A 12708-nucleotide genomic window follows, 5' to 3' on the forward strand; every position below is an offset into this window, starting at 1 on the left:
GTAAGTGAAGGAGTACAATAAACTCGAAATACGGTAGGTGAGGCTACCACAAGGATACGGATGACTACCGCAAAGCAGTGGAGACACTACTCGTTGGTCAACAGTCCTGATCGCAAAGGTCAAGACTAAGCTCATTTCATTGCCTTGCGGAGCTAAAGCTTGGACGGTCAGTTTTTTGAGAGTTTTGATTGAAAAATAAATGACGAGTTTCATGAGTCCTACCGATCGAGGGTAGGACTCTTTTTTATGACTTACCAAGAAAAGAGAAAGGAGAGAGCTATGATACAAATCGATGATCATCCCGAACCGCACCGAACCAGCCAATCGCTGATTTGTGTCGTAGGGACTCTAAAAGTGATTGGCTCCTGATTGAAAAAGGAGATACCAATGCAAACAAATAAAGAAAGACTCATTGCTGCTCTTCAAGAACCACTTGAAAGCACCTTTGCCACCTACAAAACCAGTGCCCTTGGTTTAGTTGACGATCAAGTAGAAGAAAACCGCGATATTTATGGCGAAAATGTCATCACAAAAGGTCAAGAAGATTCTATGATCAAAAAGATCTATGAATCGATCATCAATCCTTTTACAGTGATTTTGTTGGTCATTGCGCTGGTTTCCTTCATCACTAATGTCTGGCTAGCAAAACCAGGTGAACAGGATCCAACGACCTCCATCATCATTGTGACCTTGGTCCTGATCTCTGGTGGTATCCGCTTCATTCAAGAATTGCGGAGCGACAAAGCAGCTAGCAACTTATCACGTATGATTGTCAATACAGCGACCGTTCTGCGTGATGGAGCGGAACAAGAAATTCCGATCGATGAAATCGTCGTAGGAGATGTGATCAAACTAAGTGCCGGCGATATGATTCCAGCAGATGTGGTCTTGATTGATTCCCGTGACTTCTTTGTCCAACAATCTGGCCTCACAGGGGAAAGTGATGCTGTTGAAAAGGTTTGTCTCAGAAAAGCCGCCAGTCAAAATCTAGACAGTCTCTTGGAGAGTGAAAGCTTGGCCTTCATGGGAACCAATGTCATTTCTGGACGGGCGACAGCCTTGGTCTTGGTCGTGGGGGATGAAACCATGATGGGCGCCATTGAGCAAACCATCAACACCTATGACGAACCAACCTCATTTGAGAGAGAAATGAATACCATCTCTTGGCTCTTGATTCGGCTCATGTTAGTGATGGTGCCCGTTGTCTTTGTGATCAATGGCCTAACAGATGGTGACTGGTTAGAAGCGGGTGTCTTTGCCCTCAGCGTTGGGGTTGGTTTGACTCCTGAAATGTTGCCGATGATTATTACAGCGAGTCTTGCTAAGGGCTCCATCATCATGGCCAAGGAAAAAGTCGTTATCAAAAAACTCAATGCCATCCAAGACCTCGGCGCCATCGATATTTTGTGTACTGATAAGACAGGTACTTTGACCCAAGATGAAATCGTTTTGGAGTATCCGCTTGATATTCATGGCGATTTGGATCTATCAGTCCTTCGCCGGGCTTACTTGAATTCCTATTTCCAAACCGGGCTAAAAAATTTGATGGACCGGGCGATTATCAATCGGACCCAGAAAGAAGCCAAGAAACATGAGATTGTTCGCGATCTGGATCAAACTTTCCATAAGATTGATGAATTACCCTTTGATTTTGAACGTCGTCGCATGAGTGTCATTGTCAAAGACGAAGACGGTGTGGTCAGCATGGTGACCAAGGGTGCCTTGGAAGAAATGCTTTCTGTATCGACTTATGTTGAGTATAAGGGAGAGATTAAACGCCTGACAGATGAAGTCCGTCAAGAGGTCCTCGCTGAAGTTGCTCAATTAAATGAACAAGGTCTTCGTGTTTTGGGAGTCAGCTACAAAACCGACTTGGACGAAAATGACATCTTTAGTGTTGAAGATGAACGAGACATGATCCTAACCGGTTACCTTGCCTTTCTTGATCCACCAAAACCTTCTGCAGCTCCCGCTATCAAAGCTCTTGCAGAATATGGCGTAACCACCAAGATCTTAACTGGGGACAATGAAAAGGTAACCCAAGCTGTCTGTGAAAAAGTAGGGCTAGATGTAGAGCGGATTCTTTTGGGAAGCGAAATCGATACGATGACTGACCAAGAGTTAGCACAAGTTGTGGAAACAACAACGGTCTTTGCCAAATTATCACCAGATCAAAAAGCGCGGATCATCGTCTGCCTCAAGAACAATGGCCACAAGGTTGGTTACATGGGAGATGGGATCAACGATGCTCCATCTATGAAGGTGTCAGATGTCGGGATCTCTGTGGACACCGCTGTGGATATTGCCAAGGAAACAGCAGATGTCATCCTTCTAGATAAGGACTTGATGGTCCTTGAAAAAGGTTTGGTTGAAGGCCGCAAGGTCTATGCCAATATGACCAAGTATATCAAGATGACGGTCTCTTCTAACTTCGGGAATATCTTTTCTCTTCTCTTTGCCAGCATCTTTTTGCCCTTCCTTCCAATGGCTCCTGTTCATTTGATTGTGCTCAATCTTATCTATGATCTTTCTTGTATCGCCCTTCCTTTTGACAATGTCGACAAGGAATTCCTCAAGAAACCTCGTATCTGGGAAGCAAACTCCATCATGCGCTTTATGGCCTGGATTGGTCCAATTTCATCTGTATTTGATATTATTACCTACATGCTTCTTTATTTCCTTGTTGTCCCAATGATTTTAGGTCATGGCTACAACCATGGAGCAGCAGATGCAGCAGCCTTTATCATGGTGTTCCAAACTGGATGGTTTATTGAATCTATGTGGTCTCAAACCATGGTTATTCATATGTTGCGTTCACCAAAACTTCCATTTATCCAAAGTCGTCCAGCCTTCTCAGTCGTGGTGACGACTCTAGCAGCAGCCTTCTTTGTAACCTCCCTTCCATATAGTCCTTTGGCTTCTATCTTGAAGTTGAGCCAACTAAATGGATTGTACTTTGTTCTATTGTTTGCGATTATCGTCCTCTATATGCTTAGTGTGACGGTTGTCAAACGTATCTATATTAAGAAGTACAAAGAATGGTTGTAATTGATTGATAGAAAGAGTGAGTCCGAACTTAAAAAATTAAGTGTAAGGGCTCTCTTTTTTTTGTAAAATTTGGTATAATAAGAAGAATGTAAAGTTGGAAATGAAGATTTCCATGTGCTGTGAGTATCAAAGAGGGACTGAAAGAAAGAGTAGAGCTTGACTCCACTTTTATCATAGTTCTTTTTTGAAAAATAACAGCTTAGAAAGAAGGATCTCAAAATGGGAAAATTAGAAGTTATTACACATCCACTGATTCAACACAAATTGTCTATTCTCCGCCGCACGGATACCTCTACGAAGGCCTTTCGTGAATTGGTAGATGAAATTGCTATGTTGATGGGCTACGAAGTGTTGCGTGAATTGCCTCTTGAAGATGTTGAAATTGAAACTCCTATTACTAAAACCGTTCAAAAGCAAATCGCAGGGAAGAAATTGGCTATTGTCCCAATTCTTCGTGCAGGGATTGGGATGGTCGATGGTCTCTTGAGTTTGGTACCAGCTGCTAAGGTTGGCCATATCGGGATGTACCGTGATGAAGAAACCTTGAAACCAGTTGAATACTTGGTGAAATTGCCAGAAGATATTGATCAACGTCGTATCTTTGTAGTAGACCCGATGCTTGCTACGGGTGGATCCGCTATTCTAGCGATTGATTCCTTGAAAAAACGTGGCGCTAGCCATATCAAATTTGTCTGCCTGGTATCGGCGCCAGAAGGGGTGAAAGCTCTTCAAGAAGCTCACCCAGATGTTGATATCTTTACAGCAGCCCTCGATGATCATTTGAATGAACATGGCTACATTGTTCCTGGTCTTGGAGATGCGGGTGACCGTTTATTCGGTACCAAATAAGAAACCATTCATGATTCGTCCGAAAGGTGCTTAAGATTTGACCTTTTTTGACCATTGGTTTATAATAGCACATATACTTTGAACCTCACGAATTGTGAAAATGAATGGATACTAAAGGAGAAGAATAGATGATTCCAGTAGTTATTGAACAAACCAGTCGTGGAGAACGTTCTTACGATATTTATTCCCGTCTGTTGAAAGATCGAATTATCATGGTAACAGGACCAGTTGAGGACCAAATGGCTAACTCCATTATCGCTCAATTGCTCTTCTTGGATGCCCAAGATAATACAAAAGATATCTATATGTATATCAATACACCAGGTGGCTCTGTCTCGGCAGGTCTAGCCATTGTAGATACCATGAACTTTATCAAGTCAGATGTCCAAACCATTGTCATGGGGATGGCAGCTTCTATGGGAACAATTATCGCTTCAAGCGGCGCGAAGGGCAAACGCTTCATGTTGCCAAACGCCGAGTATATGATTCACCAACCAATGGGTGGTACTGGTGGTGGTACCCAACAAACCGATATGGCGATTGCAGCAGAACACTTGCTCAAAACACGGAATAACTTGGAAAAAATCCTTGCGGAAAATTCAGGTCAATCCATTGAAAAAGTGCATGCTGATGCTGAACGTGACAATTGGATGAGCGCGCAAGAAACACTTGAATATGGCTTTATTGATGAAATCATGGCCAATAATAAATTGGACTAAACCATCCTATGGGAAGGTCCGTCAAGAGGCTGGGACAAAAGTCCTAGCCTCTCAATTATTTTTGGATTGTCGAGCAAAACGCAGTGGTTGAGTGGGCTCTACTACGCTGATTTCATCAGCTTTTACAGCCCTACTCAACTGTGCGGAGGTGGGACGACGAAATCGAATTCTAACGAATTACCATTTTCTGTCCCACTCTCTTTTTTGCTCTCATAAAAGAGTAGTTCTTTTTCTTGAAATTTGATATACTAGTAACAGAACGAGAAAGGGATTGACCATGTTTGAGAAACAAGAAAGAACAGGCTTGATTGTCAAGTTGTATTACAATCGAGACGGAAAAAAATTACAATCTGTCGGAGATGTCTTGTACCATTCTAAGAAATGCCGCTATGTCCAATTGTATGTGGATAGTGACAAGGCAGACCAAGTCATGGAAGATTTAAAAAAAGAACGTTATGTTAAAAAGGTCTTGCCTTGCTATCTCAAAGATTTGGATACGGATTTTGTGGGTAGTTTAGAGCGATTGGAGACCCCATCTGTGGTCACAGAAGGATAGAAAACGCAATCATTTGATGGATTGCGCTTTTTTTATTGACAATTGTCAGATAATTCGGTATATTCTTAATGTATTTAATTTAAGATTCATTTAAGGAGATCATTACAAATGAAGAAAAAATTTGCTCTTTCATTTTTAACCATTGCAAGTGTCGCTCTTCTTGCAGCTTGTGGTGAAGTTTCTACTTCAGGTTCAAACACAACTGGTAACGAAATCGGCAAAGAATTGAAGGTCGGTTTTAACTTTGAAAAAACTGGTGAAGTAGCAGCCTACGGTAGTGCCGAACAAAAAGGTGCTCAATTGGCTGTTGATGAAATCAACGCTAAGGGTGGAGCTGACGGTAAGAAGATCGTTGTCACAGACAAAGATAACAAATCTGAAACAGCTGAAGCAGCTACAGTCACTACAAACCTTGTCACTCAATCAAAAGTGAACGCTCTTGTAGGACCTGCAACTTCAGGTGCCACTGCAGCAGCGGTTGCCAATGCTGGTAAAGCAGGTGTACCATTGGTAACACCATCAGCTACTCAAGATGATTTGACAAAAGGTCAAGATTACCTTTTCCGTGCTACCTTCATCGATAGCTTCCAAGGACAAATCATTGCTAAATACACAACTGATAACTTGAAAGCGAAGAAAGTTGTTCTTTACTATGATAACTCATCTGACTATGCGAAAGGGATTGCTGAAGCCTTCAAGAAATCTTACAAAGGTGAAATCGTAGCAACAGAAACCTTCCAATCTAAGGATACAGACTTCCAAGCTGCCCTTACAAAAATCAAAGATAAAGACTTCGATGCGATTGTTCTTCCAGGTTACTACACAGAAACTGGTAAGATCGTAAACCAAGCGCGTGGTATGGGAATCAAACAACCAATCATTGGTGGTGATGGATTTAGCGATGCTAAATTCGTTGAACAAGCAACACCTGCTGCAGCTACAGATATCTACTACGTAGCTGGATTCTCTACTGAAGGTGAAATGACTGATAAAGCCAAGAAATTCGTAGAAGCCTACAAAGCGAAATACAATGAAGAACCTTCAATGTTCGCAGCTTTGGCTTATGATTCAGTTTACATGGTTGCAGAAGCATCTAAAGGTGCGAAGAACTCTGTCGAATTGAAAGACAACCTTGCGAAGTTGAAAGACTTGGAAGGTGTGACTGGTACAATGTCAATCGACAAGAACCACAACCCGGTTAAATCAGCTCTTATGATTGGCTTGAAAGATGGTAAAGTCAAATCTGTTGAGTCTGTTAAACCATAATTATCATTTGTTGTTTGTACAAGAGGCTGGGAGAATGAAAATTCCTGGCCTCGCTCTTTATTGTTAGAAAGGATGGTTCAAATGCTCCAGCAATTAGTGAACGGTCTAATCTTGGGAAGTGTCTATGCACTCTTGGCCCTTGGTTATACCATGGTGTATGGAATTATCAAATTGATCAACTTTGCCCACGGGGATGTCTACATGGTAGGTGCCTTTATGGGATACTTCTTATTGAACTCATGGAAAGTGAACTTCTTTGTAGCCTTGCTTCTAGCTATGGTCGGGACAGCTATTTTAGGGGTTGTGATTGAATATCTGGCTTATCGTCCGCTTCGTCATTCGACTCGGATTGCTGCCTTGATCACAGCCATCGGGGTTTCCTTCTTACTCGAATATGGGATGGTCTTCTTTGTAGGTGCCAATACCCGTTCCTTCCCGCAAGTCATTGAAACGGTTCGTTACAACGTCGGTCCTATTTCAATCTCCAACATTCAGTTGATGATCTTGGGAGTGTCTATTTTCTTGATGATCGCTCTTCAATTCATTATTCAAAAGACAAAGATGGGGAAAGCCATGCGGGCTGTATCTGTGGATAGTGATGCCGCTCAATTGATGGGGATTAATGTCAATCGGACCATTAGCTTTACCTTTGCCTTGGGATCAGCCTTAGCGGGTGCTGGTGGTGTCTTGATTGGTTTGTATTACAACTCGATCGAGCCTTTGATGGGGATGACACCAGGGATCAAAGCCTTTGTCGCAGCCGTTCTTGGAGGAATCGGAATCATTCCAGGTGCTGCCCTAGGTGGATTTGTTATCGGTTTGTTGGAAACCTTCGCTACAGCGATCGGTCTTTCAGACTTCCGTGATGCCATTGTGTATGCCATCTTGATTGTGATCTTGCTCATCCGTCCAGCAGGTATCCTCGGTAAAAATGTGAAAGAGAAGGTGTAAGCCATGAAACAAAATTTAAAAGTAAATTTAGTCTGGCTTGGTCTTTTGGTCGCAGGTTTTGCCTTGATCCAAGTCTTGGTTGCAGCGGGTGTGCTCAACCTCTTCTATATCCAAATTTTAGAACAAATCGGGATTAATATTATCCTTGCAGTTGGCTTGAACCTCATTGTTGGTTTCTCAGGTCAATTCTCACTCGGCCATGCCGGATTTATGGCGATTGGTGCTTACTCTGCAGCCATTCTTGGTTCCAAATCACCAACCTATGGGGCTTTCTTTGGCGCGATGGTTTTAGGTGCTTTGATTGCTGGTGTCGTTGCCTTGATCGTTGGGGTTCCAACCCTTCGTTTGAAAGGGGACTACCTCGCGATTGCGACACTTGGGGTTTCTGAAATCATCCGGATCTTGATCGTCAATGGGGGTACTCTAACAAATGGTGCTGCTGGGATCCTTGGTTTGCCAGCCTTTACAACTTGGCAATTGGTTTACCTCTTTGTTGTCATTACAACGATCTTTACGATTAACTTCTTACGCAGTCCAATTGGACGCTCTACCCTTTCTGTTCGTGAAGACGAAATCGCAGCAGAATCTGTTGGGATCAATACGACCAAAGTCAAAGTCATTGCCTTTGTATTTGGTGCGATCACAGCGGCGATTGCGGGATCTCTCCAAGCCGGCTTTATCGGCTCGGTTGTTCCTAAGGATTACTCTTTCACCAATACCATTAATGTCTTGATCATTGTCGTGTTCGGTGGTTTGGGATCAATGTCAGGAACAGTTGTGGCAGCTATCGTCTTGGGTATCTTGAACATGGTGCTTCAAGACTTCTCAAGTGTCCGTATGATCATTTACTCATTGGCTTTGATTCTCGTGATGATCTTCCGTCCAGGTGGTCTTCTTGGAACATGGGAATTCAGCTTGAAAAAACTACTCTCAAAAAAGGAGGCTAACTAATGGCACTTCTTGAAGTAAAAAATTTAACAAAAAACTTTGGTGGTTTGACAGCCGTTGGGGATGTGACCATGGAACTCAATGAAGGGGAATTGGTTGGTTTGATCGGACCCAACGGTGCCGGTAAAACAACCCTCTTCAACCTCCTAACAGGGGTATATGAACCAAGTGAAGGGACCATTACCTTAGATGGTCAGCTACTTAATGGTAAAGCACCTTATAAAATCGCTGCAGGTGGTCTGGGACGGACTTTCCAAAATATTCGTCTCTTTAAAGATTTGAGCGTTTTGGACAATGTCTTGATTGCCTTTGCTAATCACCACAAACCACATGTCTTTGCGAGTCTTTTCCGCTTGCCAAGCTATTACAAGAATGAAGAAGCTTTGAAAGCGAAAGCCCTTGAATTGTTAGCGATTTTTGGTTTGGAAAAAGAAGCAGATACCTTGGCCAAAAACTTAGCTTACGGACAACAACGTCACTTGGAGATCGTTCGTGCCCTTGCTACAGAGCCAAAAATCCTCTTCTTGGATGAACCTGCTGCAGGGATGAACCCTCAAGAAACAGCAGAATTGACCCAATTGATTCGTCGCATTCAAAAAGAATTTAATATTACGATCATGCTGATTGAGCACGATATGAGCTTGGTTATGGAAGTAACGGAACGGATTTATGTATTGGAATACGGTCGCTTGATTGCCCATGGTACGCCAGATGAAATCAAGACCAACAAACGCGTAATCGAAGCCTATCTAGGAGGTGAAGCCTAATGTCTATGTTAAAAGTTGAAAATCTTTCTGTACACTATGGCATGATCCAGGCTGTCCGTGATGTCAGTTTCGAGGTAAACGAAGGGGAAGTTGTCTCTCTTATCGGTGCTAACGGTGCTGGGAAAACATCTATTCTTCGTACCATTTCAGGTTTGGTGCGTCCAAGTGCTGGGAAAATCGAGTTTTTAGGTCAGGAAATTCAAAAGGTTCCGGCTCAAAAGATTGTAGCAGCAGGACTCTCTCAAGTTCCAGAAGGTCGTCATGTCTTTCCGGGCTTAACTGTTATGGAAAACTTGGAGATGGGAGCTTTCTTGAAGAAAGATCGAGAAGAAAATCAAGCTAACTTGAAGAAAGTTTTCTCCCGTTTCCCACGTTTGGAAGAACGGAAGAACCAAGATGCAGCAACCCTATCTGGTGGGGAACAACAAATGCTAGCAATGGGTCGTGCACTTATGTCGACGCCAAAACTCTTGCTTCTGGATGAACCTTCTATGGGATTGGCTCCAATCTTTATCCAAGAAATCTTTGATATCATCCAAGATATCCAAAAACAAGGGACAACGGTTCTCTTGATCGAGCAAAATGCCAACAAGGCTCTTGCTATCGCAGACCGCGGTTATGTTTTGGAAACAGGGAAAGTCGTTCTTTCCGGAACAGGAAAAGAACTCTTAGCCTCAGAAGAAGTCCGCAAGGCCTACCTTGGTGGATAAGATTTCTAAAGTTCACTAGAATGTTAAAAAGAAAGGTCTTGAAGACCTTTCTTCGGATTGATGACAAAGATAATTTAGAAACTTTCCTTAGGTGAGTACGGACGTCAGCGAACTTCTACGAAGTTCCATGACTTAGTTTTGAGCCTAAGGTCTCAAAACTCCCGAGTGCTTGAAATAAACTTGTTTCAAGCACTTTTCTCACGGCGGAAAGTTTCTATATACTCCTAATGATTCAAAAATAGCATAATTTCTATTATGAAGAAACATTAATCTAATTTTATAGGAAAAACGGTTTGAATATGTTCGAAAGAAAGGTCCTGAAGGCCTTTCTTTTTTCATTTGTACTGGCTGAGATTTTTTCTTAGTAAAATAATTTAAAATATATAATTTCCTTTATTAATTTGGTAAAATAAACGTAATTACTAATGACTGAAATGGATAATAAGTTATGCATATAGATCGAAAAATTCAATTGGGTGAATTATATAAGGAACTAAGAATCGCCAGAGGCTTAAAACAAAAGGATGTTGCTAGAAAAGGATTAAGCATAGCACAATTGTCTAAATTTGAGAATGGGCAAACAATGTTAAGTGCTGATAAATTATTAATAGCGATAGAATCAATTCACATGACTTTTGAAGAGTTTGGCCATAAATTAAATAATTATGAATTACCTAAAGATATTATTTTAGGTAAGAAGATATCCACTTTATTTTTGAAACAGGATATTAAAGGATTAGAGTATCTATTAACTGAAGTATTACAGAGTGAAGAGACGGATCAATATCAAAGAATTCAGTCATTTATTATTGAAAATGCGATTCATTCATTAGATCAAAACTATGAAATAAATATAGAAGATAGAAAAGTATTGGTAGATTATCTATTTTCAATTGAATCTTGGACATGGTTTGAATTATATGTATTTGGGAATACCATGACTTTAATTTCTGATGAAGATTTATTATTTTTTGGAGATCAGCTTGCGGAAAGGACTAAAGATTATAATTTTCTTAAACACAATTTAAGTTCTTTAAAATTAACGTACATAAATTTAATTGGCGAATTAATTTTAAGAAAAATTGATACTCAAGTTCCATTGTTTATACTCGAGCTAGAAAAGCTTCTTTTCCCATATGACATGCTAGAAATCATGTTGTTAAAATTTTTAAAATTAGTAAATGGTTACTTAAATTCAAAAAATTCTAAAAAGGAAATTAAACAATTTATAGAGTCTCTTCGAGTTGTTGGTGATAGTCAACTGATTAATATTTTAGAGGTAAAATTGGACCAGTTTGGGATACATATAAATTAGGCAAAAGATCAGATGTATGAGATAGGATATTTCATATTTGAAACTCTGTTAAATATTTAAAATTTAGTAGTAAACTATATTTAGATATAACAATTAAATACTTCGATATTTTGTTAATTCATATAAAAGAAAAAGTAATTCTGAAAGACTTAAAAATATTTTTTATTTGAATGAAGTTATGTCTATCAAGTTTCTACTAGAAAGGTATAGCAGATGAAAGTTTTTTTAAGAAATATTTTTTTTAGGAATCTGGTCTTGTCTAGTTTCTTCGATGATTTAGGATCAACTATTTATAATCTTGTTTTTGTAGTTTTTGCAGCAAGTATGGCGAATAGTAAATTGGCGGTTGGTGTAGCAAGTTTTATACAATATATTCCAACGATTTGTGCTCTTTTTATTGCAATGCAGGCTGACAAAACAAAGAATAAGAAATTGTGGTTGCTATTATTAGGATATATACAAGCAGTATTATTTATTATGGTTGCGTTCTTATCGAAAGAAAATTCATGGCTAGTTTTCTCGATTGTATGTTTCATTAACATCCTATCAGATTGTATTGCAGAGTACAGAAGAGGCCTAGTATTACCTATGTTTCAGTCGCACATTCCCGAAGAAGACCTGATGGAAGCGTACTCTTTTGATCAAGTAATTAGTCAAATAACTTTGATTTCTGGTCAAACTTTAGGAGTTTGGTTACTAACGATTTCTCATAATAACTTCTTCTTTTTAGCTACGATAAATGCTATAAGTTTCTTATTATCATCGATGGTATTGCTTAAAATCCAAAGGCAATTGACACATCCAGAAGTTAATTATTCACCAGAAAATGGGTTTATCTTACAACTTAAGAACCTTTACAAAAATAGTAAAAGTATATTTAAATATCAAGAGAAAGTACGTTTTGGTCTAATGATTTTTTCAATTTTAGGATTAAATTCGCTAGGCAGTGCTATTTTAATAATGTACAATTTGAAATTTACAGAAATAACTCCTTTTGGTTTATCTTTTGCTCAGTCGGTGTTTTTACTTCAAACAATATTATTTGTTTCAGCCCTAATTGGTGGAATGACCCCTAATGATTATTTTTCTAAACTTTCACTTATTAAAATACTTCAAATAGATAGTGAATTATTAATAGTAATTGGAATATGTGGTTGGATAAATGGTTTGGAAATAATTTCTTTTAGTGTGTTGGCATTCATGATGTATCTTAGTAGTAAGGTAAATCCCAAATTAAATAGTCTCTTAATGGTAAAACTTCCACCGGATATTCTTGCACAAACTAGTAGTTTTTTTAAGGTTATATCAGTATTATCAATGCCAATAGCAACTATTTTGTTTACAAGTTTATCTATGTGGAACTCTCAGTTTGCCTGGGGTGTATTCTTATTATTATCCATTGTGGTATTTGTACTTTCCTTATTTTCTAATAAATCGGTTACTAGTGACTAAGATTAGTTTGCAAGATTTAAATGTTGCATAAAAAGTTACGTGTGTTTGATTTTTCTAAATTTTGAAAACAAGAGAAAACTGCTGAAAGCGTTTGAAATCATTCTTAAAATCAAGTATAATAAAACTA

At 39.6% G+C, this 12708-nt stretch carries 11 protein-coding genes and 1 riboswitch; all 11 genes read left to right on the top strand.

The genetic code is table 11. The features are described 5' to 3' along the window. The first annotated feature begins 22 nt into the window (after positions 1 to 22). Positions 23 to 180, top strand: a riboswitch (M-box (ykoK) riboswitch). 207 nt (positions 181 to 387) lie between these two features. Further along, positions 388 to 3048 (top strand): magnesium-translocating P-type ATPase, encoded by a 2661-nt coding sequence (gene mgtA / locus RDV49_RS04765; protein WP_003008289.1) that lies wholly within the window; start codon positions 388 to 390, stop codon positions 3046 to 3048. A 219-nt stretch (positions 3049 to 3267) separates the two neighbouring features. Continuing rightward, entirely contained in the window at positions 3268 to 3897 is a 630-nt protein-coding gene (gene upp / locus RDV49_RS04770) for a uracil phosphoribosyltransferase (protein ID WP_003005574.1), read from the top strand. Positions 3898 to 4025: 128 nt separating this feature from the next. After that, positions 4026 to 4616, top strand: coding sequence for an ATP-dependent Clp protease proteolytic subunit (locus RDV49_RS04775; RefSeq protein WP_003008286.1), 591 nt, complete (start codon positions 4026 to 4028; stop codon positions 4614 to 4616). Between the two features lie 277 nt (positions 4617 to 4893). Beyond that, positions 4894 to 5172, top strand: a complete 279-nt coding sequence (locus RDV49_RS04780) for a DUF2129 domain-containing protein (RefSeq protein ID WP_003008284.1) — start codon at positions 4894 to 4896, stop codon at positions 5170 to 5172. A gap of 108 nt (positions 5173 to 5280) precedes the next feature. Continuing rightward, positions 5281 to 6438, top strand: a complete 1158-nt coding sequence (locus RDV49_RS04785; protein WP_003008282.1) for an ABC transporter substrate-binding protein — start codon at positions 5281 to 5283, stop codon at positions 6436 to 6438. Positions 6439 to 6519: 81 nt separating this feature from the next. Next, complete coding sequence (locus RDV49_RS04790) at positions 6520 to 7389, top strand: branched-chain amino acid ABC transporter permease (protein WP_037608024.1); 870 nt, start codon at positions 6520 to 6522, stop codon at positions 7387 to 7389. 3 nt (positions 7390 to 7392) lie between these two features. Next, the gene (locus RDV49_RS04795) at positions 7393 to 8340 is read left to right on the top strand and encodes a branched-chain amino acid ABC transporter permease (RefSeq protein WP_003008278.1); all 948 of its coding nucleotides are present in this window, start codon (positions 7393 to 7395) and stop codon (positions 8338 to 8340) included. Then, positions 8340 to 9104: an ABC transporter ATP-binding protein gene (locus tag RDV49_RS04800; RefSeq protein WP_003005595.1), complete on the top strand. Its 765-nt coding sequence runs from the start codon at positions 8340 to 8342 to the stop codon at positions 9102 to 9104. The genes RDV49_RS04795 and RDV49_RS04800 overlap by 1 nt, the downstream gene beginning before the upstream one ends. Next, positions 9104 to 9814 (top strand): ABC transporter ATP-binding protein, encoded by a 711-nt coding sequence (locus RDV49_RS04805; RefSeq protein WP_003008277.1) that lies wholly within the window; start codon positions 9104 to 9106, stop codon positions 9812 to 9814. Before RDV49_RS04800 ends, RDV49_RS04805 begins: the two co-directional genes overlap by 1 nt. A gap of 448 nt (positions 9815 to 10262) precedes the next feature. Then, positions 10263 to 11129, top strand: a complete 867-nt coding sequence (locus RDV49_RS04810) for an Rgg/GadR/MutR family transcriptional regulator (RefSeq protein ID WP_003008274.1) — start codon at positions 10263 to 10265, stop codon at positions 11127 to 11129. Positions 11130 to 11342: 213 nt separating this feature from the next. Further along, positions 11343 to 12581, top strand: a complete 1239-nt coding sequence (locus RDV49_RS04815; RefSeq protein ID WP_003008272.1) for an MFS transporter — start codon at positions 11343 to 11345, stop codon at positions 12579 to 12581. Positions 12582 to 12708: the final 127 nt, after the last annotated feature.

The sequence above is a fragment of the Streptococcus parasanguinis genome (genome assembly GCF_031582885.1).
Taxonomy (GTDB): Bacteria; Bacillota; Bacilli; order Lactobacillales; family Streptococcaceae; genus Streptococcus; species Streptococcus parasanguinis_M.